Origin of the sequence: Kribbella sp. NPDC056861, from assembly GCF_040687575.1 — a bacterium.
GTDB lineage: Bacteria > Actinomycetota > Actinomycetes > Propionibacteriales > Kribbellaceae > Kribbella.
The window spans coordinates 373541-398580 of the sequence record NZ_JBFBNQ010000006.1; the positions used below are offsets into that span (position 1 = coordinate 373541).

A 25040-nucleotide genomic window follows, 5' to 3' on the forward strand; every position below is an offset into this window, starting at 1 on the left:
AGCTGACCTCCCCGCCCGTGCACAGCTGACCTCCCCGCCCGTGCACAGCCGGCGTCCCGCCCACGCACGGCGGTGCTCCCCGACCATGCACAGCGGCCGACCGGGACCCGGCCGAGCATCTCGCCGAGGTCAGCGCAGCCCCTCCTCCAGCAGGCTCAGCAGGTAGTCGCCGTAGCCGGACTTCGGCAGCGCGTCGGCACAGCGCTGCAGCCCCGCGTCATCGATGAAGCCGCGCCGCCAGGCGATCTCCTCCGGACAGCTGATCTTCTGTCCTTGCCGCGTCTCGACCGTGCGCACGTACTCACCGGCCGACATCAACGCGTCGAAGGTCCCGGTGTCCAGCCACGCCGTACCGCGCGGCAGCACCTCGACCTGCAGCCGCTTGTCCTGCAGATAGCTCGCGTTGACCGCGGTGATCTCCAACTCGCCCCGCGCCGACGGCTTGACCTGCTTGGCGACCTCGACGACGTCACTGGAGTAGAAGTACAGCCCCGGTACGGCGTACTTGCTCTTCGGCCGCTCCGGCTTCTCCTCGATACTCAGCGCCCGCCCGTCCGGATCGAACTCGACCACCCCGTACGCCGACGGATCCGCGACCCGATACGCGAACACCACCCCGCCGTCCACATCGTTGAACCGCTGCAGATGCAGACCGAGCCCAGGCCCGTAGAAAATGTTGTCCCCCAGCGCGAGCGCAACCGGCTCGGACCCGATGAACGACTCCCCGATCAGAAACGCCTGCGCCAACCCCTCGGGACGCGGCTGTTCGGCGTACGAGATCTCCATCCCGAACTGCGAACCGTCCCCCAACAGCCGCCGGAACTGCCCGGTGTCCTCCGGCCGCGTGATCACCAGCACCTCGCGGATGTTCGCCAGGATCAGCGTCGAGAGCGGGTAGTAGATCATCGGCTTGTCGTAGACCGGCAGCAACTGCTTGCTGACCCCCATCGTCAACGGCTGCAGCCTGGTCCCATCCCCGCCGGCCAAGATGATCCCTCGCATCCCCGCCACGATACCGACGCCTCTACTGTTACGCGGATGAGCGGCGATTCGACCGACCAGCCCGTGGACAACGCCCGCCAAGACGCTGGGTCACCAGACACTGGTCAGCAGCTCGTCATCGAGCGCGCCCGCACGCTCCTCCCCGAGGACGACCGCATCCTCGCCGTCTATCTGATCGGCAGCCACGCCACCGGCGAGGCCGACGAGTTCAGTGACGTCGACGTGCACTGCGTGGTCACCGACGAGAGCGCGCCTTGGTTCGAGCACCACTGGACGGTGCCGCTGGCAACCATCGCCGACCCGACCGTCTTCACCGACCACCTCCCCGGCCTCATCGGCGGCCTCGGCATCACCCCCGCCTGGCTCCACGTCGACCTTTTCTTCCACCCGCAGTCAACCTTCGACCGCCTCCAGTACGACGGCGTCCAGGTCCTCTTCGACCGCGGCGGCACTCTCTTCCCGGACGGCGATCAACCGAGCGAAGGCGGCCACCCCGGTACGCCGTACTGGCCCGAGCGCGCCGTCAACCTATTCTTCTACTTCCTCGGCAACCTCGTCACCGTCCTCGGCCGAGACGAGCGCATCGTCGCTCACCAGGGCCTCGGCGTCACCCGCGACCAACTCATCGCCCTGATGCTCGCCGAACGCGGAGTACGCCGTACCGGTGGCGCCAAACGGTTGAACGCGTTCCTCTCACCCGAGCAACGACGCTGCCTTGAGGCTCTGCCACCAGCCGGGCATGACCCCGCCGGCCTGATCGCCGCCAACCAATACCTCTGCCGCGAATTCATCCGGCGAGGCACCGCCCTAGCTGAGGTCACCGGCCACCCTTGGCCCCAGTCGTTCGTCGACGCCACTCTCGCCCGCCTGCGCGAACACTTCGCCGTCGACTTCGGCTGAAAGCACTGGCTCGACAGCTGCCTACCGATTTTGGCGTCCGTACACAACAACAGGCAGTAGTCACCCCTTGCATCGGTTGACGCGCTCGGAGCCGCCCTGTGTCAGCCAGCAAAGCGCACTACTGCCTGTCGTCGTGTTCGGGCCGAACACGACGAAAGGCAGGTTCCACCTCATCGCGGCACACCGTTCGACCTTCACCTGCAGCCCCTCGCTCACACCCACCCCGACAAAGGTCGCCGGGGTCGGCTGACCGCTGACGGCTGACGGCTCACGGCTGACGGCTGGCCGCTGACGGCTGACGGCTGGCGGCTGACGGCTGACGGCTGACGGCAGTTCTAGCGGACATCATTTGGCGCCCACCACCGCGAGCCCGGTACGGCGCCACGTTGGAGCCGGGCAGCCGGGCGGACTGCTGGCGTGAGATGCCTCGCCGACTGTGTGAGAGGCAGCGGCGGTACCCCGCTCGCAGCACTTGGTCTTCCTCGTCGGAGAGTTCAGTTGCCGTCAGCATCCAGCGGGAGGCGAGGTGGCGCCCAGCGCCACGAGCCGGGCTCTGCGTGGCGACAGGACCAGGATGAGGCCGGCACTCGCGGCAACGGCCTTGTTCGCAACAGTGGGGCCAGATGACGTCAGCATCCCGGCAGAGACGAGGTGACGCCCAGCGCCACAAGCCGGGCGCGGTAAGCCGCCGGGCCGGTTGCTGTTCCGGACGGGCGGGTGGCTCGCCAAGCTAACGGTCAGCGGTAGTACGACAGACCGGCCTCACTCCTCCTGAGCTAGTCCGCATCAGGGGTCAGATAGACGTCAGCATCCCGGCACAGGCGAGGTGGCGCCCAGCGCCACGAGCCGGTGGTACCACGCCCGGATCCCGAGGTGAAGGTCGGGATCCGGGCCACGCATGGCAACTGCTCGCGCCGTGCTCGAAGGGGAAGCCGAGAGCCGCCAGTCGGGGCGGCAGACGGCTACTCGCCCAGGTGGTAGTCCGCGAAGCGGGTTCGCAGGTCTTTCTTCGAGAACTTGCCGACACTCGTCTTCGGGACCTCGGCGATGAACTCGACCGCGTCCGGCAGCCACCACTTGGCGACCAGGGGTTGCAGATACGCGAGGATCTCCTCCGACGTCGCGGACTCCCCCTCCTGCAGTACTACGCACGCCAGCGGCCGCTCGTCCCACTTCGGGTGCGGTACTCCGATGACGGCGGCCTCCTTGATCGCGGGGTGGGCCATCAGCAGGTTTTCCAGCTCGACCGAGCTGATCCACTCGCCACCGGACTTCACCAGGTCCTTGGTCCGGTCGACGAGTCGGACCGAGCCGTACTGGTCGATCGCGGCGACGTCGCCGGTCTTCATCCAGCCGTCCTCGGTGTTCAGCTCGACACCTTCGTCGGGCCGGTAGTACTCAGCCGCGATCCACGGGCCGCGCACCTGCAGCTCGCCGGTCGCCTCGTCGTCCCAGGGCAGCGGCTCGATCGAGCCGGGCTCGACGATCCGGACCTCGACGCCGGGCAACGGCAGGCCTTGGCGCGCCCGCAGCTTGGCCTGCTCGTCTTCGGGCAGGTCGTTGTAGCGCAGCGGGACGTGGGCCGCGGTCGCCACCGGGCTGGTCTCGGTCATACCCCACGCCTGCAGGATCGGCTTGCCGAGCTTCGCCCGGAAGGCCTCGGACAGCGCCAGCGGAACGGCGGAACCACCACACGGAATGCGCCGCAGCTTCGGCAGCTCCACGCCGTCCAGCAGCGGCAGCAGGCCTTGCCAGATCGTCGGCACGCCGGCTGCCAGCGTCACGTCCTGCTCGACCAGCAGCTTGAGGATGCCCTGCGGCGTCATGTCCGGCCCCGGGAAGACGAGGCTCGCCCCGGCCATCGGCGCCGCGTGCGCGAGACCCCACGCGTTGGCGTGGAACATCGGCACCACCGGCAGCACCGTGTCGGTCTCGTGCAGCCCGATCCCGGCGTTGGTGAGCACCCCGATCGAGTGCAGCCAGGTCGACCGGTGCGAGTAGACGACACCCTTGGGATTCCCCGTCGTTCCGCTCGTGTAGCACATCGCGGCGGCTTGGTTCTCGTCCTGGACGTGGAACTCGACCGGCTCGGAAGCGGCCAGCAGCTCCTCGTAGTCATGGAAGCGCGGGTCGTCCGGCACCTCGACTCCCGGCGCACCCGGCGGCAGGTCATTCATCACCACGACGTGCCGGACCAGCGGCAGCCGGTCGAGCAGCGGCAGGAACAGCCCGAGCAGCGACCGGTCGACGAAGACCACCTCGTCCTCGGCGTGGTTCGCGATGTAGACGATTTGGTCGGGGAAGAGCCGGATGTTGAGCGTGTGCAGGACCCGCCCGGTACACGGCGCCGCGAAGTACAGCTCGAGGTGGCGGCCGGAGTTCCACGCGAAGGTGCCGACCCGGCCGTCCGCGCTGATGCCCAAGGCGTCGAAGACGCCGCCTAACCGTCTGGTCCGCGCGGCCCACTCCGCGTACGTCGTCGTGGTCGGCGCGGGGCCGCCGGTGTAGACGGTCTTGTCCGGGAAGAACTGCTCGGCCCGGCGGAAGATCGTGTCCAGGGACAGCTGGGAATCCTGCATTAGACCCTTCATGGACACACTGTGCCAGTCGCGGTGTCACCTTGACCATGACCCCTTACTGAACTGCCGATGACCTGAGCACGCATTTACGCGCTGTTGCGCAGATAGGTCAGCACCGCGTGCACCCGGCGATGCGTCGCCGACGACTCGTCCAGCGACAACTTCTGGAAAATCGAGCGCAGATGACTCTCGACCGTCCGGTCTGCGACGAAGAGCCGGCCGGCGATCGCGGCGTTGGAGTAGCCCTCGGCAACCAACCCGAGGACCTCCGTCTCCCTGGGCGACAGCGGCTCCAACTCCGAGCGGCGAGGAGCCAGTAGGGCCGAGACGACCGCGGGATCCAGCGCTGAACCGCCCGCGGCGACTCGTTCCAGCGCATCCAGGAAATCCTCGACCCGCAGTACGCGGTCCTTCAACAAGTAGCCGAAGGCACCGGTCGACACCAGCTGGACGGAGTGCCGGGTCTCCAGATGCTGCGACAGCAGCAGGATCGGCTGATTCGGGCAGCGCAGCCGGATCTCACGCGCCGCATCAGCGCCGTCGTCGGTCATCGTCGGCGGCATCCGGACATCGATCACGGCAACCGCCGGCGCGTGCTCGACAACAGCCTCCACCAGTCCGTCCGCACTCCCCAGCGACGCGCAGATCTCGTGACCGGCCGTGGTCAGCAACCCAGCCAGCCCCTCCCGGAACAACGCCGAATCCTCCGCGATCAGGACGCGCACGGCAGCACCGCCTCGACCGTCGTACCGCCGGCCGGTCCGCAGGTCACGGTCAACCGCCCACCGACGGAGCCGACCCGGTCTCTCAAGGCGGTCAGCCCGGTCTCAGCCGGCACCCCGCCGATCCCGTCGTCCCGCACGGCTACCCGCAAGCCGTCTCCCAGCCGCTCGACGTTGATACCGATCCGAGAGGCCCGCGCGTGCTTCAGAACATTGGCCATCGCCTCCGCGACAACGAAGTACGCGGTCACCGTGACCACCTCCGAGCTCGCCGCGTCCTCCACCGCGAAGTCCACCGGCAGCGGGCACTCGGCCCCGAGCCGCGCGAGCGCAGCAGGCAGTCCGTCATCCAGGCTCGCCGGCCGTACTCCGTGCGCCAAGCGGCGCAGCTCAGCGACAGTCGCCTCCAACCGCTCGACCGCCACCTCGAGCTCATCGTAGACCGGATCATCCAGCCCCAGCCGGTACTGCGCCGCCCGCAACTGCATGCCAATAGCAACCAACTGCTGCTGCGCCCCGTCATGCAGATCGCGTTCCAGCCTGCGCCGCTCGTCGATGGTCGCCGAGACCAGCCGTCGCCGGCTCTCCGCGACCTCACTCAGCGCCCGGCGCAGGCCGATCCGAAGCCGGCTGACCTCGATCGGCAACCGGGCGGCCGAGGCCGCCAACCTCACCCGCCGGAGCTGACGCATCGAGCCAGTACGGACCAGAATCACACCGATGTCGGCATTCGCCGTCCGCAACGGCACCTCAGCCAGGGCGCCCGGCACAGACTGCGGAGTACCGGTCAGGTCGACCAGGCCCGTCCCACCCGGGTCCGACAGCAGCAGAGTCAGCGACGGCGCGCGGAGGGCGGTTCGTAGTACGGTCTCGATCTCCTCGGGCTCGGCCGAGCCGTCGCGAACCTGCTCGACGAAACGCTCGATCTGCTCGATCAGGACCGTCCGGTCGCGATCCAGTATCCGGCCGACCGCACGGTGAAGCCTTCTGTGCAAGGGAAAAACCAGCAGCGTGACAACGAAGACCGAGCCAGTGAGACCAATCGCAGAGTCCCGGCCGGCCACATAACCGGTGAGGACGACGCCTCCCGCAAGCAGCGCCGCGGCGATCAAGCTGGTCAGGAACCAAGCCACCGAGTCACTCAGGATCCGGTCGATCTCGAACAGGTCGTGGCGCAGTACAGCGATCGCGACAGCGGCCGGGACGAGGACGATAATGCCCAGTAGGAAGGCCGTGTATGCCACCGGACCGATCAGTTCGAGCCAGGTGACGATCCAGCTCGCGACCATCAGGACCACCACGGCGCCGGCAGCAAGTATCAGCCAGCGCAGCTGTTGCTTCGTGCGCTCGCCACCGCGGCGGTAGCGCAGTACGACACCGGTGCCGCACGCAAGGACCACCAGCAGCAGGACTCCGAGCGCACTGATCATCAGCGGCATCCCCAGCGGCTCTGGGACCGACACCGGCGCCTTGAAGTAGCGCGGCTCGGCGTAGTCCATCGTCACTGTCATCGAGATGCCCACCAGGAGCGCCGACGCCGGCACGGCTGCCGCAATGAGCCTCCAATGGCGTCCTGGCAGCAACCCGTCCGGGAACACCAGCAGCAGCACCAGGAACCCAGTCAGCTGCCAGGGCCAAGCGACATGGGCCACCCCAGCCACCAAGTCGGCCGCGGCCCAAGGTGATCGCCCCCACCCATCCATAGCCGGTACTACGAGCAGCGACGCCGCCAACCACACCACTGCCGCCCCTACCGGACTCCCAGGAGCCCGTACTACGACCAGCCACCCCAGCGCGAGTGGTACGAGTGCCAGCAGATATAGCGCGATCGGCCAGCCGTCGCCACCCGGCCGCAACGCGCACAGGGCAAGCACTACTCCGGCGGCGACGCACAGGGCGGTCGCCAGCCAGATCGGCCAGTACCGGCGGCTCATGGTTCGCATTGTGCACCGGAATCGCGGCCCGCGGATCAGTGCAGGCACTGACCGTGGATTCAGCGCAGACCTCGATGCGGCGGGGCAGCGCGGCGGGCGACCTTGGAACCTCCAACGAACCTCGGGAGGGACCCCATGATCGCCATACTCACCGTCCTCGTCGCGCTGCCGCTCGGACTGCTGGTCCGCAACCGGATGGCCGCCTACCTGACCTACGCGATCCTGTTCGCACAGATCTACACCTTCCAGACCGCGCATCTGGTGATGGAGTGGGTCAAGGGCTCCACCGCTGCCTTCCCCGCGGACGCCGGGCTGGGCAACGCGCTCGGATACCTGACCTTCACCAGCACCGTCTACGCGGTCGGCTTCGGGCTGATCACCCTCGGCCACTGGCTCCGCAACCGCCGGCGGACGCGGACGGACGCAGTACTGCTGGACAACTAGTCAGTTGAAGTGGGCCCCCGGCTTGCGATACCCCCGCAGCAGATCCCGGGAGATGATCAGCCGCTGCATCTCATCCGTGCCCTCGAAGATGCGCCACAGCCTCACCTCGCGGAACCACCGCTCCACCGGCAGCTCCTTGGTGTAGCCCATCCCGCCGTGGATCTGCAGCACCCGGTCAGCAACCCGGTTGACCGTGTTCGTGCCGTAGAGCTTGGCGATCGCACTGTCGTGCTGCGGCGGCCGGCCTTGGTCGACCGCCCAGGCGGCGTACAGGACGAGCCAGCGGGCGGCCTCCAGCTCCACCTCGGAGTCGGCGATCATCCACTGGATCGCCTGGTTGTCGCCGATCGCGCTGCCGAAGGTCTGCCGGGTGGTGGCGTGCTCGATCGCCAGCTGCAGCAGCCGTTCGCAGGCGCCGATCCCGCGGGCGGGGATGATGAAACGGCCCTTCATGATCCAGCGCATCGCCAGCTCGTAGCCCTGGCCGATCTCGCCGAGCACGTGGTCGTTCGGCACCCGGACGTCGTCGAAGTTGAGCGTCGCCGGGACCGCCTGGCCCATCGTCAGGATCGGGTCGGAGGTCCAGCCGCGGTCCCGGTCGACCAGGAAGGCGGTGAAGCCGCCCTTCGACCCCTTGTCGGCGTCGGTGACGGCGATGACGATCGCGAAATCGGCCTCGTTGCCGCCGGTGATGAAGGTCTTCTCGCCGCGGATCACCCACTCGTCCCCGTCCCGGCGCGCGGTGGTCCGGATCGCCCGGGTGTCGGAGCCGGCGCCCGGTTCGGTGATCGCGAAACACGACTTCCGCTCGCCGCTGATGGTCGGCAGCAGGTACTCCTTGCGCTGCTCCTCGTTGCACTCGTACAGGATGTTGTCGGCCTCGCCGCCGAACGAGAACGGCACGAAGGTCCGCCCCAGCTCGCTCGTGATCAGCACCTGGTCGACCGCCGACAGGTCCATCCCGCCGTACTCCTCGGGCGTGCTCAGCCCCCAGAACCCGAACGACTTCGCCTTCTGCCGCAGTTCCTCGACCTCGGCCGGCTCGATCCCGCGCCACCCTTCCCGCTCCCGCTTGAGCACCTCGTTCTCCAGCGGCATCAGCTCCTTGCGAACGAACTCCCGCGTCGTCTCGCGAATCGCCCGCTGTTCCTCACTGAGCGAGAAGTCGACCATCAGCCCTCCAACGATTGAGTGTGGTCCGACCACCGTAGGCGCAATCCACGCTCGCGGACATGCGTGTATTCACCTGTTCCATCCCTACTCTGGGCAGATGTTGATGGAGATCCGAGGCACTCGCCTGTACGTCGACCAGCGTGGTCCTGCCGCCGCGCCGCCGCTCCTCTTCCTGCATGGCGGGCCGGGTTCGGGCACCTACGACTTCCTGTCCTTCCAGGGCGATGCGCTCGCGCAGGAGCTACGCCTGATCGCCGTGGACCAGCGCGGCGTACAGCACTCAGATCCGCTGGTCAGGCCGGTCACCGAGCACGATGTGATCGCCGACTTCGAGGCTGTGCGGGAAGCGCTCGGCATCGAGCGATGGTCGATCCTCGGTCACTCGTACGGCGGACGCCTCGCCCTCCGGTACGCCGTCGCGCATCCCGCGACCGTCGAGCGGGTCATCTTCGAGAACCCGCCCTGGGACATGGAGCTGGTCACCCGCAACCTGGTCGAGTCGGGCCTGCCGCTGCTCCGCGAACTCGGCGTCGACCAAGGCGTCGACGAGCTGCTCGCCGACCACGGCCCGGCGACCACCCAGATGTGGACCGAGCGCACCGGCGTACTGCATCGGCTCGGGGACCGACGGATGGACGTCTATCTCGGGCCTGCGTCGAGGGGCCTGAAGCTGCCCGCGGACGAACTGCCGGAGATCCAGAGCAGGGCCGGGCGGTTCGCCGAGACGATCATCCAGACGCCCGGCTTCGTCGAGTCGCTGCTGCCGCTGCTCGGTCAGCTGACCCAGCCCGCGCTGCTGATCAAGGGCGGGCACGACCCGGTGACCAGCCCTGAGGAGATCGCGCGCTTCCGCTCGGATGTCGAACGCGGCACCTACCGGTACTTCGAAGACGCCGGCCACTTCGTCCACGCGGAAGCAGCCGACGCCTTCACCCAACTCGTGACGTCCTTCGTACTCGGCCGGTAGCTACGGCGCGATCGGTACCGCGCGCTTGTGGATGGTGCGGCGGTGGTAGCCGATGATCGTCTCCGCCGCCTTGTCGCTGACCTGCTTACCTTCGAGGAAGTCGTCGATCTCGTCGTAGGTCACGCCCAGCACCAGCTCGTCCGGCACACCCGGGTTGGCGGTCTCCAGGTCGGCGGTCGGTACCTTGCCGGTGATCAGCTCGGAGGCACCCAGCTTGGCGCCCAGCACGCGAACCCGGCGCTTGGTGAGCCCCGCGAGCGGGGTCAGGTCGCAGGCGCCGTCGCCGTACTTCGTGAAGAACCCCATCACCGCCTCGGCCGCGTGATCCGTGCCGACCACTAGGCCACCGCGCGCGCCGGCGACGGCGTACTGCGCGACCATCCGCTGCCGGGCCTTGACGTTGCCGGTGTGGAAGTCGGCGCGATCGCCGAGATCCGCGTGCCGCACCGACTCGATCAGCGCATCCGTCCCCGGCTTGACGTCGACCGTGAGCGTCTCGTCGGGCCGGATGAACTCCAGCGCGCGCTGCGCGTCGTCCTCGTCCGCCTGTACGCCGTACGGGAGGCGCATCGCGATGAAGCTCGCCTTGCCGCCCTCCGCGCGGACCCGCTCGACGGCGAGCTGGCAGAGGCGTCCCGCAGTACTGGAGTCGACGCCGCCGGAGATCCCCAGCACGTACGCCGAGGTGCCGGACAGCCGGAGCTGGTCGACCAGGAAGCCGACCCGGCGCTCGATCTCGGTGTCGGCATCGAAGGACGGCGTCACGCCCAGCTCACCGATGATCAGTTCCTGCAGGTACCGGCGGTCGAGCTCGCTCATCGGACTCCCTCGTAGGCTGGATCGTTGGATCACAGCCTATTTCGCGGGCCGGAGCGGCGACGGCGAAGGGGTCCGGACATAAGGATTCCCCGCGCACCCGGAAGAGCTCACTTACCCTTGCTGCCTTCCGGCCCTGGGGGAGTTGGGCGAGATACCGCCACGCGGGGAACCAGCCAGAAGTGTACGTGATCAGGGGGCTGACTCCAGAATCCGGCCCTCTAGTACTGCGTACGCCGGGCTCTCCGGTACTGCGTACGCGAGGCCCCGGCCAGCCGCGCCAGCCCGCGGCGCCGCGATTCTCCGCCGTGGAATGCCGACGCCAACCACCGGGTTTTCTTCTCCATGACGAGCCCCGACTTCGGCCCCTTCGGCATCACCACCGGCCTGACCAGCAGCCCCGAGTCCCTCGCAGCAGCTCGCGCCGCGGAAGACCTCGGCTACCCCGCCATCTGGCTCTCCGGCGGCCCACTCCCCGGCCTCCAGACCATCACCGACCTGATCGAGGCAACCACCACGATCAAGTTCATCAGCGGCATCCTCGCCGTCGACACCTACTCCGCCGCAGACGTGACCGCGACGTACGCCGCCCTGGCGGCCTCCGCCCCCGGCCGCTTCACCGTCGGCCTGGGCGGCGCCCACGGCCCCAAACCACTCGCCACCCTGAACAGCTACCTAGACCAACTGGACGGCGTACCGGCCCCCGACGCACCGGCCGGGCACCCTCTGGCCGAGGTACCCGCTGAGCGCCCCCGGCCCGGCGTACCGACTGAGCACCGCCTCCTCGCCGCCCTAGGCCCCCGCATGCTCGACCTGGCCCGCGACCGCACCTCCGGCGCCTACCCCTTCCTCATCACCCCCGACTACACCGCCGAAGCGCGCCGAACCCTGGGCCCCGACAAACTCCTAGCCGTCGCTCACCTAGTCGTCCTAGAGACCGACCCCGACCGAGCCCGAGCCATCGCCCGAGACACCATCAGCTTCTTCCCCCAAATCCCCGGCTACGCGGCCTCACTCAAGCGCCAAGGCTTCACCGACAAAGACCTAGCCACCCTCCCCAACCACCTCGTAGACAGCCTCGCCGCCTGGGGCACCCCCACCGAGATAGCAGCAAAGCTCCACCAACACCACGAAGCCGGCGCCAACCACGTAGCCGTCAACGTGATCACTGGCGTAACCGGCCCCCAACCAATCAACGAGTGGCGAGCCCTAGCCCCCGCGCTCCTCACCTAACAACTGCTTCTCATACAGCCGCGAGGTACTGACCAACTTGTCGTACTCATAAGCCTTCGACTCACCCGTCGACTCAAACCCCAGCTTCTCCCAGAACCCCTGCGCCTGCTGGGCATTGGTATCCACCACCGCCAACCTCAGCGTCCGCACCTCCGGCCACTCCCGTACGACGTACTCCTCCGCCAACCCGTACGCCGCTGCCCCCACACCCCGCCCCCGATGCTCCCCGTGCACCTCCAACAGCCCAATGAACGCCGTGTGCCCCACGGGATACCCGCGCAGCAGATCAACCACCGCGACCAACTGCCCCTCCTCCCAAACCCCAAGCACCCTCTTACCCTCTTCAGCCAACCCCTCCGGCCGCATCATCAACAGACTCTGCGCATCCGCCGCACCCGGCGGATAACCGGTCACCCGCTCCGCATACCCCGGATCCGACTCGATCAGCTCCTGCAGAGCATCCACATCACCCGACACAACCTCCCGCAACACAGCCACCCCACCACCTCCATCTCCGACGCTCCCCACCCATGCTCACCCCCGATTTCGTTCCCCACCCCCACCTCGCGTATCCTCTCGCGTGGAGGATTCGCCTAGTGGCCTAGGGCGCACGCTTGGAAAGCGTGTTGGGGGCAACCCCTCACGAGTTCGAATCTCGTATCCTCCGCCACTCTGACGAGTAGCCACCCGACCGGTGTTTCCGCTGGTCAGCGCAGGACGTGGCAGCTTGCAGGGGATGAACACAAAGGTGGGTCGGTCGCAGCTGCGGCCGGCCCACCTTTCACGTCTGGTCAGGGCGGAGGTGGGGTGGCAAGCTGCTGTCCCCGCCCACAGTGAGGACCGAGATCATGAACCGCCACCCCATCCGCCGGCTGCTCGGCGTGACCGCCACACTTTTCACCGCGCTCATGTTGTTGCTGCTCAGCCCCGGCGTCGCGTCCGCGGCCACGATCAACAATCCGCCGATGTTCCGGGCGACCGAGGTCAGCATCATTCAGAACGACGTGTGTACCGGGAACTTCCAGGCGTACGTGTGTTTCCAGAAGTACGGCGACAACTTCTTCGTCGTGGACCAGCACGAGGACAGCTCCTCGGCGGTCGCGTACTTCGAGACCGGGTACGGTCGCACCGGTGCGTGCTACAACCCGTACGGGCAGGGGCATGCGGGAGTCTGCAACCTGGATCTCGCCGAAGGCGCGCGGGTGTGCATGTACGCCGGCATCGTCGATCGGAACGGGTCCAACATCGTGATCATCGCTCTCGACACCAAAAAGTGCTTCACCAACGACCACTGACCGTTGTCCGCAGCGGACGAATTCTGTTGCCGGCCGGTTGAGGTGCGGATAGCGTCCGGCGCATGACTCCGACGCTGCGGACCGCGCGGTTGCTGCTCACGCCGTACGTGCCGGCCGACGAGGCCGGCAGTACGGTCGTCCTTCTCACCAGGACGAAGGCCGAGCAGGAACGAGCGGGCGCTTGACGAGTGCGGAGTTCTACTCGCACGCGAGGCTGTACGACCTGATGTTCCCGGGTGGTGGGCCGGCGGTCGACTACTACCGGGCCGAGGCCGATCGGCAGGGTGGGCGCGTACTGGAACTCGGGTGCGGTACCGGGCACAAGCTGATCCCGATCGCGGCCGACGGGCATCCGAGCGTCGGCCTGGACTTCTCGGCGGACATGCTGGCCGAGGCTCAGCGCAAGGCGGACGAGCGCGGTGTAGCGGTCGAGTGGACGCAGGGCGACATGCGGGACTTCGATCTGGACGGCACCTTCGGCCTTGTGTTCATTACCGCCAATTCTCTCCTGCATCTCCAGGAGGCTGAGGATCTGGTGAGCTGCTTCCGGTCGGTTCGCGGACACCTGGCACCTGGCGCGCGGTTCGTCTTCGACGTGTTCAATCCGAGCGTGCGACTCCTCGCCGAAGCGGACGGCGTACGGCGTACCCGGGAGTCGTTGTCGTTCCTGGATCCTGACCGCGGCACCGTCAGCGTCGATGTCGCCGAGACCTACGATGCGGCCGCGCAGGTCACCCGCGGCACGTGGTACCTCTCGACCGATGCCGCACCCGACTTCGTGGTCGCACCGCTCGAAATAAGGAGCATCTTCCCGCAGGAACTGCCGCTGCTCGTCTCGCTCGGCGGCCTTCGGCTGGTCGAGCGCCTCGGCGACTGGTCCGGTCGGCCCTTTGCCTTGGACGCGCCGATTCAACTCTGCGTCTGCGAGTCCGCCTGATCGCAGGCGATGGCTTCCTAAACGTTTCACCCACTGCCGCGGTCATCGAGTGAAGTGCGAGGTTGGCCGAGGCCGCGGAAGTCCGGATGCGGCTGCTGCCTGGCGACTCTGGTGAGGTCAGGCAGGCCGACCTCACCTGGAGGCGCGTGTGTTCAAGAAGCCCGCAATGTTGCTCATGGCCGCGGCGACCGTGGCCGTTTCGCTGATCTCGACCGGGCCGGCGCAGGCCGACACCCTCATTTGCCAGCAGTACGGCTCCACCACCATCGGCGGGAAGTACGTCGTACAGAACAACCGGTGGGGTACGAGCGCCGAGCAGTGCATCAACGTCACCTCGACCGGTTTCCGGATCACGTCTCAGCAGGGATCGGCGCCGACCAACGGCGCGCCGGTGTCGTACCCGTCGGTCTATCTCGGTTGCCACTACGGCAACTGCTCGCCGGGAACCAACCTGCCGCGGCAGGTGAGCCGGATCAGCAGCGCGAACACCTCGATCAACTACACGTATGTCGGCGGCACCTACGACGCCAGTTATGACATCTGGCTCGACCCGACGCCGAAGACGACCGGCGTCAACCAGATGGAGATCATGATCTGGCTCAACCGCCAAGGGCCGATCCAGCCGGTCGGCAGCGCGGTCGGCACCACCACGATCGCGGGCAGGTCGTGGCAGGTCTGGCGCGGCAACAACGGCGGCAACGACGTCGTCTCGTACGTCGCACCCTCGACGATCGCCAGTCTGTCGTTCAACGTGCTGGACTTCGTCCGGGACGTCGACGCCCGGACCCAGGTCACCACCGCCTGGTACCTGACCAGCATCCAAGCCGGATTCGAACCCTGGAACGGCGGCACAGGGCTGGCCGTCACCAACTTCTCCGCCAACGTCACCGCCAGCGGGAAGTCCTGATCCGACCAGACCTCAGTTGATGGTGATGACGCGAGCCCAGTGCGGTGGGGTGTCCGGGGCATAGTCCGGGTCTTCCTCGTCTACCTCGCTCACTGGGCGCGCGAACAGACCGACAACAGTCCGGCAGGTTGGCCGGGCGGTGGGCCAAGGCGTCTGACCGTCTGTCAGGGCGACGATCACGTCAGGGCGAGTCCGCGATCGGAGTGCCTGGGCAAAGCCGGAGCACCTTACGGCGTGCGGTCGCGGTCTCGATCATGGCGGGTGGCACGGCGTACTCGCGTACGCGGTGCCACATCAACAAGCGGGGAGAAATCGTGTCTGCGGAAGGGTGCATCAGCACTCACCTTGCGCGAACGATTCCTCCGTTCCATATGAGGCGTTGTTCTTCATCTCGAGCATCATAAGCCCAGTTGGTCGCGGCGGCGGGTCAAATATGCCGTCTCGGCGGTGTTGCCGGCCAAGGAGATCGCCTGGTCGTAGGCCTTGCGGGACTCCGCGCTGCGGCCCAGGCGGCGGAGGAGGTCGGCGCGGGTGGCGTGGTAGGCGTGGTACGTCGAGAGCTTGTCGTCCAGCCGGTCGACAGCAGACAGCGCGACCTCAGGGCCGTCGAGTTCGGCGACTGCGATAGCGCGGTTGAGCGCGACGATGGGTGAGGGGTCGAGGCGGGTCAGTTGGTCGTACAGGGCAACGATCTGCGACCAGTCGGTGTCCGCGACGGCGCGGGCGTAGGTGTGGACGGCGTTGATCGCGGCAAGGACCTGATAGCGGCCGGGGCGTACGCCGGTGGCCAGGCGTTCGCGGACCAAGTGGTGGCCTTCGGCAATCAGGGCGGTGTCCCAGGAGCCGCGGTCCTGCTCGACCAGGGTGACCAGTTCGCCGGTGGCTGAGATGCGCGCAGTACGGCGGGCTTCGGTGAGGAGCATCAGGGCCAGCAGGCCGGCCACCTCGCCGTCGTCGGGCATCAGGGCGCGGATCAGGCGGGTGAGGCGGATCGCTTCGGCGGTCAGTTCGTGGCGGACCGGGTCGGTGTCGGCACTGGTCGCCAGGTAGCCCTCGTTGAAGACAAGGAAGAGCACGGCGAGTACGCCGGAGACGCGGGTCGGGAGGTCCTCGGCGGAGGGCACGCGGTACGGGATGCCGGCCGCCTTGATCTTCGACTTCGCGCGGGTGATTCGTTGCCCCATCGCCGTTTCCTGGACCAAGAAGGCGCGGGCGATCTCGGGCACGGTCAGGCCGCCGACCATGCGCAGCGTGAGCGCCATCCGGGTCTCCATCGCCAGCGCCGGGTGACAGCAAGTGAAGATCAGCCGGAGCCGCTCGTCGTCGATGGCGCCCAGAGACTCGGGCGGGTCGTCGTCGTACGTCATCTGAGCCTCCTTCTGCTTGTCGTCGCGCTTGCTCTCGCGCCGGATCCGGTCGATCGCCTTGCGGTTCGCGGTGGTGGTCAGCCAGGCGCCGGGATTGGGCGGTACGCCGTCCGCCGGCCACTTCTCGACGGCGACCGCGAACGCCTCGGCCGCCGCCTCCTCGGCGATGTCGAGATCGCCGAACCGCTTGGTCAGGGATGCCACCACCCGTGCCCACTCCTCGTGGTGCACCCGGATGATCGCCTCGTCGACATCGCTCACTGGAACGGTCGCACCTCGATCTTGCGGTCGCAGGCCTTCGACGCCTCGGTGGCGAGCTTGAGCGCCACGTCCAGGTCGGGGGCCTCCCACACCCAGACGCCGGCCAGGTACTCCTTCGACTCCACGAACGGCCCGTCGCTGAACACCGCCTGATCGCCCCGGTTGTCGATCACCGTGGCCGCGTTGGTGTCCGCCAGACCGCCCGCGAACACCCAGTAGCCCTCCGCGATCAGCTTCTCGTTGAACGCGCTGATCTCCGGCTGCCGGTCGGTGCTGCCGGGGTTGACCTTGTCGTCGATCACCGAAACCAAGTACTGCATGCTCGTCTCCCGTGCTCCGGGGTCGCCCGTTCGTAGGCGGCCTGTTACCCGTACTACGAACCCCATCGCCCCGATCCGACAACAGCACCCGAATCAGGGCATAAAAAAAGCGGAAAGAGAGAAACACCTCTTTCCACTCCTAAGTTATAGCGCACCCCCGGGGTTGCCGCAAGCCCCCATTTGTGCCGGAGAATCACTCCTCGTAGTCAGAATCTCGACCGAATCGGGGAGCACGGATGAGAGTGTTTTTGTCCACGTACGGGTCGCGTGGGGACGTCGAGCCGGTGCTCGGGCTGGCGTTGGAGCTGCAGCGGCAGGGAGCCGAGGTGCTGGTCTGCGCGCCGCCCGACTTCGCCGAGCTGCTGGCCGGGTTCGGGGTGCCGATGGTGCCGATCGGGCGGTCGGCGCGGGCGTTGACGCAGTCGGCGCCGCCGCCGTCGTCGATCCCCGAGCACGCGGCCGAGCTGATCACCGCGCAGTTCGAGGTGATCGGCGAGGCGGCCAAGGGGTACGACGTGGTGGTGGCGACCGGCATGCTGCCGGCCCAGGCCGGTGCGCTGTCGGTGGCCGAGAAGCTCGGCATCCGCTCGGTCTCGGTGACCTTCCAGCAGCTCACCCTGCCGTCGCCGACACATGAGCCGCTGGCGTTGCCCGGCCGGCCGTTCCCGCCGGAGGTGACCGACAACGAGAAGCTCTGGGAGCTGGATGCTGAGAGCAACGATCTGTTCTTCGTCGACGGGCTGAACAGCAACCGGGTCGAGCACGGCCTCGCGCCGGTGCACAACATCCGCGACTTCGCGATCGGCGACCGGCCCTGGCTGGCGACCGATCCGGTCCTCGACCCCTGGCAGGAGTCGTCGCGGTTCGACGTCGTCCAGACCGGCTCGTGGATCCTGCCGGACGAGCGGCCGTTGCCCGATGACCTGATCGAGTTCCTCGAGGCGGGCGAGGCACCGGTGTTCGTGGGCTTCGGCAGCATGCCGATGCGCTCGACCACGGACACGGCGCAGATCGCCCTCGAGGCGGTCCGTGCGCAAGGACGCCGGACGGTACTCCGCCGCGGCTGGGCCGAGCTCTCCCTGGTCGACGACGCGGACGACTGCTTCGTGGTCGACGAGATCAACCAGCAGGCCCTCTTCACCCGCGTCGCCGCGGTCGTGCACCACGGCGGCTCGGGCACCACGATGACCGCCACCAGAGCCGGTGCACCGCAAGTTGTGGTGCCGCAGGCGGCCGACCAGCCGTACTGGGCCGGTCGCGTGGCCGACCTCGGGATTGGCGCGGCGCACGACGGCCCGACTCCGACCAACGAGTCGCTCACGGCCGCCCTCAAGACGGCGCTCGCCCCTGCAACCGGCGTACGGGCGAAAGAAGTAGCCAGCATGATTCGGACCGACGGAACGGCAGTGGCCGCCAAGCTGCTGCTCGATGGGAGCCGCTGACGTGAGCCCGCTGACAACCAGCGCATTCGACCTTCCCAGCAACCTCAGCGCCAAGGCTGACCCGGCGCTGATCGCCGGTGACGAGAAGCACTTCGCGGCGATCGCGACCAGCCTCGAGCAGTCGATCGCCGACCTGTCCGAGCGGCTCGACGAGACCCGCAAAGCGCCCGGCGGCGAAGGCCAGGAGGCACTCGATCGCGATCTGGAGGTGCACCGGCTGACCACCCGGCTCCGCGCCCTGCGCCGCTTCGGCCTGGACCTCTGTCTCGGCCACATGGTGAGCGCGGACGACGGGGAGCCCTTGTACGTCGGACGTCTCGGCCTCACCGACACCGACGGCCGCCGGCTGCTGATCGACTGGCGTTCGCCCGCGGCCGAGCCGTTCTTCGGCGCGACGCACGCCAACCCGATGGGTCTCGCCAGCCGTCGCCGGTACCGGTGGAACCGCGGCCGGATCAACGACTACTGGGACGAGATCTTCACCGAGGACGGGTTCGCCGGGCACGCCGCCGCGCTCGACGACCAGTCCGCCTTCATCGCCAGCCTGGGCAGCGAACGCTCGTCCCGGATGCGCGACGTGCTCGGCACCATCCAGGCCGACCAGGACGCGATCATCCGGGCCGGGTCGCGCGGCGCCCTGGTCGTCGACGGCGGTCCCGGTACCGGCAAGACAGTCGTCGCGTTGCACCGCACCGCGTACCTCCTGTACTCCGATCCGCGGCTGGGCGACCGGCGTGGCGGCGTACTGTTCGTCGGTCCGCATCAGCCGTACCTGGCCTATGTCTCCGACGTCCTCCCCAGCCTCGGCGAGGAAGGTGTGCAGACCTGCACGCTGCGAGATCTCCTTCCTGAGGGCAAGTGGGCGCCGGCCGAGCCGGACCCGGAGATCGCCCGGCTCAAGGCGACCGCGGACATGGTGAAGGCGATCGAGCCGGCCGTCAGGCTGTACGAGGAAGCGCCCACCAAGGGCATGACCGTCGAGACGCACTGGGCCGACGTCTGGCTCAGCGCTGCCGACTGGGCCGAGGCCTTCGGGTCGGCCGAGCCCACAACACCGCACAACGAGGCGCGCGACCAGGTCTGGGACGAGCTGCTCACGATCCTGCTGGACAAGCACGAGGAGGCGTACGAGGACGAGGACCTCTCGATCGACCTCATCCGCAAATCCCTGCAGCAGAACGAGGATCTGGTCGACGCGTTCGGCAAGGCATGGCCGCTGATCGAGCCGACCGACCTGGTCGGCGACCTCTGGTCGGTGCCTGCCTACCTGCGGATGTGCGCGCCCTGGCTCAGCCCCGACGAGGTCAAGAAGCTCCAGCGCTCGGACCCCCAGGCGTGGACGTCGTCCGACCTGCCGTTGCTGGATGCCGCGCGCCAGCGGCTCGGCGATCCGGAAGCTTCTCGACGGAAGCGCCGGCAGCAGGCGGCCGCGGCGGTCGAACGCGAGCGGATGTCCGCGGTGATCGACCACATCATCGAGGCCGACGACGACAACGAGGGCTGGATCCCGATGCTGCGCGGGAAGGACATCCAGGAGTCCCTGGTCGACATCACCGCGATCCCCGCCGCCGACCCGGACCTGCTGGCCGGCCCGTTCGCGCACATCGTCGTGGACGAGGCGCAGGAGCTGACCGACGCTGAATGGCAGATGCTGCTGCTCCGCTGCCCGTCCCGCAGCTTCACCATCGTCGGCGACCGCGCCCAGGCCCGGCACGGCTTCACGGAGACCTGGCAGGAACGCCTCGAGCGGATCGGCCTCGACCGCATCAACCTGGCCTCGCTGACCATCAACTACCGGACCCCGGAAGAGGTGATGACGGAGGCCGAGCCCGTCATTCGCGCCGTACTCCCGGACGCCAACGTCCCGACCTCCATCCGCACCAGCGGCATCCCGGTCGTCCACGGCCCGGTCTCGGACCTGCAGCCGATCCTCGACACCTGGCTGGCCGAGCACGCGGAGGGCATCGCCTGCGTGATCACCACCGACGCCGGCCTGGTTCAGGACACCCCGCGAGTCCGCTCACTGACCCCTGAGCTCTCCAAGGGTCTGGAGTTCGACCTGGTCGTCCTGATCGACCCCGACTCCTTCGGCGAAGGCATCGAAGGAGCCGTCGACCGCTACGTCGCCATGACCCGCGCGACCCAGCAGCTCGCCATCCTTACCTCCGGCGAGAAGTGAGACGCGCCGAGCCCGGGCGGCCGGCACCACGGCCGCTTCGGGTTCGGTGGCGGTACCAGGCGTAGGCGAGGAGTGCGCAGACTGCTCCGTTGAGGAGGCCCGCGGTGATGTCCGAGACGTGGTGCATGCCTCGGTAGAGCCGGGCGAAGGCGACCAGGAGCGGCATCGCGAGGCAGGCGATGATCGTCAGGGTGCGCAGCCAGCTGCGGTGGATCGCGAGGGCCAGCAGCGCGAGGGAGACGTACAGGCCGGTGGAGGCGCCGGTGTGGCCGCTGGGGTAGCTGGCGGTCGGTGGCGACGGATCCAGCTTGTCGACCGGTGGGCGGTCGCGGTCGACGACATGGGAGGTGATCAGGAAGATCAGGCCCTGCATCGCGATCGCGATCACCGGTACGACGGCCAGCCGCCAGTCGCGGGTGCGCCACAGCAGGATCGCCGCGACCAGGAGGCAGACCCCGATCACGTACTCCGTGTTGCCGATGTGGGACCAGACCTGCGTGATGGTGTTCCAGGTGCCGGTCCGGTCGGCCGCCAGGTCCTTGTTCACCGACTCCTCGGACTTCGCCAGTCCGTCGAGTGGCCCCTTCAGGGCGAATCCGCCACCAACGATCAGGCCGCCGAGGGCTATCCCTGGGGCGACTGCGCGGGTGAGGAGATCGCCGCCGTCTTTCCGATGAAACCGATCCATGATGAGAACACGATCCCTACGCCGAGGATGAAACCCGCCACCACGTCGGACGGGAAATGCGCCCCGATGAACACCCGGTCCAGCCCGACCACGATGACCGCCAGCACGGACACCCCGATCGCGACCTTGCGGCCGGTCGTCGAGAGCAGTGGCCACAGCAGGAACACCATGACGCTGGCCGCGACAGTGATGTTCAATTCATGACCTGAGGGAAACGAGTACCCCTCGGCATGCGGCACCGCGTCGTCGACGATCGGCCGGGCCCGCTGGACGACGATCTTGGCCAGCGCGCCGATGCTCCAGCCGACCATCATCGTGACCAGCGCCCACAACGCCCTGCCCTTCAAACCCTTGACCCGCCAGGCCCACAGCGTGATCGCCACCGCGACGGAGTACATGATGACCGGCAGGCTGACCACCTGCACCACATGCAGCGCAGGCACCAGTCCGTGACTGATGCTGTACCCCGTGGCGTCCCTGATCGCCGCCTCGTCGGCGCGGATCAGCGGATCGAACTGCTGCCGCACCGCGAACCCGAGCAGCAGCACCGGCAGCGCGAACACGGCCATCGCGAGGACACCGCGCAGCAGCCGCCAACTCCGCGTCCGAGAGGCGGCTGTCCTGGTCGAGCCCCGTGTCGTCATCAGGTACGCAGTGCCCGCGAAGGCCACCGCGTAATCAGAGAATCGCCTGCGTGGTGGTGACGGCGGCGCCGCGCGCCCAGTCGGTGAAGGTGAGCGACGCCGTGGAGATGTCCAGGCTGCAGCGTTGGGTCTCCGCCTGGCCCGGGCGGAGGCGGTCGGCGATGACCTTGTTCATGGAGGCGGTGTCAGCCAGTACTGCGACGTCTTCGCCGGCCAGCACGATGCACGTGGTCTGCAGCGCGCCGGCGAACGTGCACACCAGATGTCCCAGCGCTCGGGCCGCGGCGTCCAGGCGAGCAGTTGCCGAACGATCGCCGGCCGCGCGGGCCTCGATCAGATCGGCGAAGGTCACCGGTCGCCCGGCCTCGGCCGATGCCTGGGCTTCGACGTCTTCCCGGTTCAGGTAGGCCGCGACACAGCCTCGATGCCCGAGGGCACAGCGAGGGCCTCGGGTGTCCACCGGCGAGTGGGAAAGCAAGTGGCCGTTGTCGATCGTCTTGGCGACCGGAATGCCCTCCCGGACAGCGCCGAACCCGAGGCCCGCGCCGACCGTGATGAGGCCGAACGTCGAGTGGGTGCGGCCCGCGCCGAACCACAGCTCTTCGCGTGCCAGGGCGGCGACATCGTTGGAGATGATCACCGGCAGCCCGGTCCGCTCGCGGAGCGGAGTGGCCAGGTCGACGTCGCGCCAGCCGAGGAAGGTGCCCTCCACGACGATCGACTGGTCCTCGACCACGCCGCCGATCGACACCCCGATCCCGTCCAGTGCCGGCACCTTGCGGCCGAGCTTGGCAGCGAGCTGGGCGATCACCTTGGCCGTCGCGGCGACCGGCACCACCCCGTCGGCGTCCGGCTCGGGCAACGCGGCGCGCGCGGTCGCCTTCACCTCGCCGAACAGATCGCAGACCACGCCGTACGCCGTATCGCTGGTCAGCTTGCACCCCACCACGTGCCGGGCTCCCGGTACCGCGGTCAGGATCTGCCGCGGCCGCCCGATCGCGGACGGCGGCTCGAGATCCTCCACCGCGATCCCGCCGCCGATCAGCGAGCGGGCGACCCGCGACATCGAGGCATAGGACAGGTTGAGCCGGTCGCCGAGGTCGCCCCGGGTGGCCGGACCGTGCGTCAGCAGCAGCTGCGTCACGGCGAGCTCCCCCGCGGACAGTCTCTCGGGCGCCGACCGCGCGGACGTGCTCGTCACTGCCACCCGATCAGTTTACTGGTGACCCTTGTCACACTCGACACTATGACTTATTTTCAATCTGACTGTAAATAGCTCTGAGCGCAGACCGGCACCCCTCATCGCCGGCCGCGTGCCGCCGTTCCGGCAAGGAGATCCGATGGCCACCACGACCCCGACCCGGCCGGCCGCCCGCCGGGCCCGGACCGGACCGCGTGACGACACGCGGCTCGCACTGCTCTTCATCCTGCCCGCCCTGATCGGCTTCACGGTCTTCCTGGTCTGGCCGACCCTGCGCGGGATCTACCTCAGCTTCACCAAGTTCAACCTGCTCACCCCGCCCGAGTTCAACGGCCTGGACAACTACGTCCGGATGGTCCAGGACCCGGTCTTCTGGAACTCGATGAAGGTGACCGTGTACTACGTGATCCTCAACATCGGCCTGCAGACCGTGCTGGCGCTGGTGATCGCGGTGATGATGCAGCGGCTGACCCAGAAGACCTGGCTGCGCGGCATCGTGCTCACGCCGTACCTGGTCTCCAACGTGGTCGCCGCGATGGTGTTCCTGTGGATCCTCGACTACCAGCTCGGGATCGGGAACACGCTGCTGGCCGCGGTCGGGATCGACCGGATCCCGTTCCTGTCCTCGGACGCGTGGGTGATCCCGACGATCGCGCTGATCAACGTCTGGCGGCACGTCGGCTACACCGCGCTGCTGATCTTCGCGGGGCTGCAGACGATCCCGGAGACGGTCTACGAGGCCGGCCGGATCGATGGGGCGGGCGAAGTACGGATGTTCCGCAGCATCACTGTCCCGTTGCTGCGGCCCATCCTTTCGCTCGTCCTGATCATCACCGTGGTCGGCTCGTTCCAGGTGTTCGACACCGTCGCGATCGCGACCCGGGGTGGACCGGTCGACTCGTCCCGGGTGCTGCAGTTCTACATCTACGACGTGGCCTTCGGGCGGTTCCAGTTCGGCTACGCGTCGGCGATGTCGGTCGCGCTGCTGGCGGTGCTGGTGATCATCACGTTCGTCCAGTACCGGCTCACCCGCGCTTCGTCGTCCGACCTGGCCTGAGGAGGCGACCATGACCACCGACACCACCCCGGATGTCGCGACCGCGACACCACGACCGGCCGTAGTACGGGCTGTGCACCCACCCGAAGGACGGCGCTTCAACGTCGGCCGGGCGCTCGCCTGGACCTTCATGATCCTGGTGATCCTCGTCAGCCTGTTCCCGTTCTACTGGATGCTGCGGACCGCGCTGTCCAGCAACAACGCCCTGTACGCCGGGTCCGACAGCCTGCTGCCGGTCCAGACCTCGGCCGGCGGGTTCGAGCGGGTGTTCGGGCTGCAGACCGGTCAGGAAGCGATCGACGCGGGCGGCGCCGGCCAGGCGATCAACTTCTGGCGTTACCTGTTCAACTCGGTCGTCGTCGCCACCCTGATCACCGTCGGCCAGGTGTTCTTCTCCGCGATGGCGGCGTACGCGTTCGCCCGGTTGCAGTGGAAGCACCGGGAGAAGTTCTTCGCGTTCTTCCTGGCCGGCCTGATGATCCCGGCGATCTTCACCCTGCTGCCGAACTTCGTGCTGATCAAGCAATTGGGCCTGGTGGACACGTTGCTCGGGATCGCGTTGCCGACCATGTTCATGACGCCGTTCGCGGTGTTCTTCCTGCGCCAGTTCTTCCTCGGCATCTCCCGCGAGGTGGAGGAGGCGGCGCTGATGGACGGCGCCTCGAAGACCAGGGTGTTCTTCCGGCTGATCATCCCGATGTCGATGGCGCCGATCACCACGCTGGCGATCCTCACCTACATCGCGTCCTGGAACGAGTACTTCTGGGCGCTGATGGTCAGCTACACCGACAAGTCCCGGGTGCTGACCGTCGCGCTCGGCGTGTTCAAGTCGCAGACCCCGCAGACCGGCCCGGACTGGTCCGGCCTGATGGCGGCCACCCTGGTCGCCGCGCTGCCGATGCTGCTGCTGTTCATGCTCTTCGCCAAGCGCATCGTCAACTCCATCGGCTTCAGCGGGATCAAGTGAGGACG

Annotated in this window: 24 protein-coding genes, 1 tRNA gene and 1 other RNA gene; 13 read left to right on the plus strand and 13 right to left on the minus strand. The window is 67.9% G+C overall.

Annotated features, from left to right (window positions below; translation table 11 throughout):
- Positions 1-129: 129 nt before the first annotated feature.
- Positions 130-1002, minus strand: a complete 873-nt coding sequence (gene rfbA / locus AB0P21_RS29940) for a glucose-1-phosphate thymidylyltransferase RfbA (protein WP_363700614.1) — start codon at positions 1000-1002, stop codon at positions 130-132.
- A gap of 36 nt (positions 1003-1038) precedes the next feature.
- On the opposite strand from rfbA, the gene AB0P21_RS29945 reads away from it, so the two are divergent.
- Positions 1039-1902 carry an aminoglycoside 6-adenylyltransferase gene (locus AB0P21_RS29945; protein ID WP_363700616.1) on the plus strand — a complete coding sequence of 288 codons (864 nt, stop codon included), beginning with the start codon at positions 1039-1041 and terminating at the stop codon, positions 1900-1902.
- 962 nt (positions 1903-2864) lie between these two features.
- On the opposite strand, the gene AB0P21_RS29950 is transcribed toward AB0P21_RS29945, so the two are convergent.
- The 3 genes from AB0P21_RS29950 to AB0P21_RS29960 all read right to left on the minus strand — a co-directional run bounded on the left by AB0P21_RS29950 (position 2865) and on the right by AB0P21_RS29960 (position 7137).
- Complete coding sequence (locus tag AB0P21_RS29950; protein WP_363700618.1) at positions 2865-4493, minus strand: long-chain fatty acid--CoA ligase; 1629 nt, start codon at positions 4491-4493, stop codon at positions 2865-2867.
- Positions 4494-4567: 74 nt separating this feature from the next.
- Entirely contained in the window at positions 4568-5206 is a 639-nt protein-coding gene (locus tag AB0P21_RS29955) for a response regulator transcription factor (RefSeq protein ID WP_363700620.1), read from the minus strand.
- Complete coding sequence (locus AB0P21_RS29960) at positions 5194-7137, minus strand: histidine kinase (RefSeq protein ID WP_363700623.1); 1944 nt, start codon at positions 7135-7137, stop codon at positions 5194-5196. The genes AB0P21_RS29955 and AB0P21_RS29960 overlap by 13 nt, the downstream gene beginning before the upstream one ends.
- Positions 7138-7272: 135 nt before the next feature.
- Here AB0P21_RS29960 and AB0P21_RS29965 point away from each other — a divergent pair, with 135 nt between their 5' ends.
- Entirely contained in the window at positions 7273-7581 is a 309-nt protein-coding gene (locus AB0P21_RS29965; protein ID WP_363700625.1) for a hypothetical protein, read from the plus strand.
- On the opposite strand, the gene AB0P21_RS29970 is transcribed toward AB0P21_RS29965, so the two are convergent.
- A complete protein-coding gene (locus tag AB0P21_RS29970) occupies positions 7582-8754 on the minus strand; it encodes an acyl-CoA dehydrogenase family protein (RefSeq protein WP_363700627.1) in 1173 nt (390 codons plus the stop codon). It lies immediately after the preceding gene.
- A 97-nt stretch (positions 8755-8851) separates the two neighbouring features.
- Between AB0P21_RS29970 and AB0P21_RS29975 the strand changes: the two genes are divergently transcribed.
- Entirely contained in the window at positions 8852-9721 is an 870-nt protein-coding gene (locus tag AB0P21_RS29975; protein ID WP_363700629.1) for an alpha/beta hydrolase, read from the plus strand.
- Here the strand turns inward: AB0P21_RS29975 and nadE are convergent, their stop codons facing one another.
- Entirely contained in the window at positions 9722-10540 is an 819-nt protein-coding gene (nadE, locus tag AB0P21_RS29980) for an ammonia-dependent NAD(+) synthetase (protein WP_363700631.1), read from the minus strand.
- 77 nt (positions 10541-10617) lie between these two features.
- An RNA gene (gene ffs, locus AB0P21_RS29985) (signal recognition particle sRNA small type) lies at positions 10618-10714 on the minus strand.
- A 168-nt stretch (positions 10715-10882) separates the two neighbouring features.
- Between ffs and AB0P21_RS29990 the strand changes: the two genes are divergently transcribed.
- On the plus strand, positions 10883-11770 hold the full coding sequence (locus tag AB0P21_RS29990; RefSeq protein WP_363700634.1) for a TIGR03620 family F420-dependent LLM class oxidoreductase: 888 nt from the start codon (positions 10883-10885) through the stop codon (positions 11768-11770).
- Here the strand turns inward: AB0P21_RS29990 and AB0P21_RS29995 are convergent.
- Positions 11747-12268 carry a GNAT family N-acetyltransferase gene (locus tag AB0P21_RS29995; protein ID WP_363700635.1) on the minus strand — a complete coding sequence of 174 codons (522 nt, stop codon included), beginning with the start codon at positions 12266-12268 and terminating at the stop codon, positions 11747-11749. The two genes, AB0P21_RS29990 and AB0P21_RS29995, sit on opposite strands and share 24 nt — an antisense overlap.
- A gap of 84 nt (positions 12269-12352) precedes the next feature.
- On the opposite strand from AB0P21_RS29995, the gene AB0P21_RS30000 reads away from it, so the two are divergent.
- From AB0P21_RS30000 to AB0P21_RS30020, 5 genes are all read left to right on the plus strand, one after another.
- Positions 12353-12440, plus strand: a tRNA-Ser gene (locus AB0P21_RS30000).
- Positions 12441-12618: 178 nt separating this feature from the next.
- A complete protein-coding gene (locus AB0P21_RS30005; protein WP_363700637.1) occupies positions 12619-13065 on the plus strand; it encodes a hypothetical protein in 447 nt (148 codons plus the stop codon).
- A gap of 62 nt (positions 13066-13127) precedes the next feature.
- Complete coding sequence (locus tag AB0P21_RS30010; RefSeq protein ID WP_363700639.1) at positions 13128-13250, plus strand: hypothetical protein; 123 nt, start codon at positions 13128-13130, stop codon at positions 13248-13250.
- The gene (locus AB0P21_RS30015) at positions 13247-14002 is read left to right on the plus strand and encodes a class I SAM-dependent methyltransferase (protein WP_363700641.1); all 756 of its coding nucleotides are present in this window, start codon (positions 13247-13249) and stop codon (positions 14000-14002) included. The genes AB0P21_RS30010 and AB0P21_RS30015 overlap by 4 nt, the downstream gene beginning before the upstream one ends.
- Positions 14003-14168: 166 nt before the next feature.
- A complete protein-coding gene (locus AB0P21_RS30020; protein WP_363700643.1) occupies positions 14169-14909 on the plus strand; it encodes a hypothetical protein in 741 nt (246 codons plus the stop codon).
- 398 nt (positions 14910-15307) lie between these two features.
- Here the strand turns inward: AB0P21_RS30020 and AB0P21_RS30025 are convergent, their stop codons facing one another.
- Together AB0P21_RS30025 and AB0P21_RS30030 are read right to left on the minus strand one after the other, a co-directional pair.
- On the minus strand, positions 15308-16537 hold the full coding sequence (locus AB0P21_RS30025) for an RNA polymerase sigma factor (RefSeq protein WP_363700645.1): 1230 nt from the start codon (positions 16535-16537) through the stop codon (positions 15308-15310).
- Positions 16534-16857 (minus strand): YciI family protein, encoded by a 324-nt coding sequence (locus AB0P21_RS30030; protein ID WP_363700647.1) that lies wholly within the window; start codon positions 16855-16857, stop codon positions 16534-16536. Before AB0P21_RS30030 ends, AB0P21_RS30025 begins: the two co-directional genes overlap by 4 nt.
- Before the next feature lie 236 nt (positions 16858-17093).
- On the opposite strand from AB0P21_RS30030, the gene AB0P21_RS30035 reads away from it, so the two are divergent.
- Positions 17094-18299, plus strand: a complete 1206-nt coding sequence (locus AB0P21_RS30035; protein ID WP_363700649.1) for a glycosyltransferase — start codon at positions 17094-17096, stop codon at positions 18297-18299.
- Between the two features lies 1 nt (position 18300).
- Positions 18301-20478, plus strand: a complete 2178-nt coding sequence (gene helR / locus AB0P21_RS30040) for an RNA polymerase recycling motor ATPase HelR (RefSeq protein WP_363700651.1) — start codon at positions 18301-18303, stop codon at positions 20476-20478.
- Here the strand turns inward: helR and AB0P21_RS30045 are convergent.
- Genes AB0P21_RS30045 through AB0P21_RS30055 form a run of 3 tightly spaced genes read right to left on the minus strand, consistent with a single transcriptional unit; the run spans position 20459 to position 23017 of the window.
- Positions 20459-21166, minus strand: a complete 708-nt coding sequence (locus AB0P21_RS30045) for a phosphatase PAP2 family protein (RefSeq protein ID WP_363700653.1) — start codon at positions 21164-21166, stop codon at positions 20459-20461. The two genes, helR and AB0P21_RS30045, sit on opposite strands and share 20 nt — an antisense overlap.
- A complete protein-coding gene (locus AB0P21_RS30050; protein ID WP_363700655.1) occupies positions 21103-21810 on the minus strand; it encodes a phosphatase PAP2 family protein in 708 nt (235 codons plus the stop codon). Before AB0P21_RS30050 ends, AB0P21_RS30045 begins: the two co-directional genes overlap by 64 nt.
- Before the next feature lie 34 nt (positions 21811-21844).
- The gene (locus AB0P21_RS30055) at positions 21845-23017 is read right to left on the minus strand and encodes an ROK family transcriptional regulator (RefSeq protein ID WP_363700659.1); all 1173 of its coding nucleotides are present in this window, start codon (positions 23015-23017) and stop codon (positions 21845-21847) included.
- Positions 23018-23150: 133 nt separating this feature from the next.
- Between AB0P21_RS30055 and AB0P21_RS30060 the strand changes: the two genes are divergently transcribed.
- Positions 23151-24068, plus strand: a complete 918-nt coding sequence (locus AB0P21_RS30060) for a sugar ABC transporter permease (protein WP_363700662.1) — start codon at positions 23151-23153, stop codon at positions 24066-24068.
- A gap of 10 nt (positions 24069-24078) precedes the next feature.
- The gene (locus AB0P21_RS30065; RefSeq protein WP_363700664.1) at positions 24079-25035 is read left to right on the plus strand and encodes a carbohydrate ABC transporter permease; all 957 of its coding nucleotides are present in this window, start codon (positions 24079-24081) and stop codon (positions 25033-25035) included.
- The last annotated feature ends 5 nt before the right edge of the window (positions 25036-25040 follow it).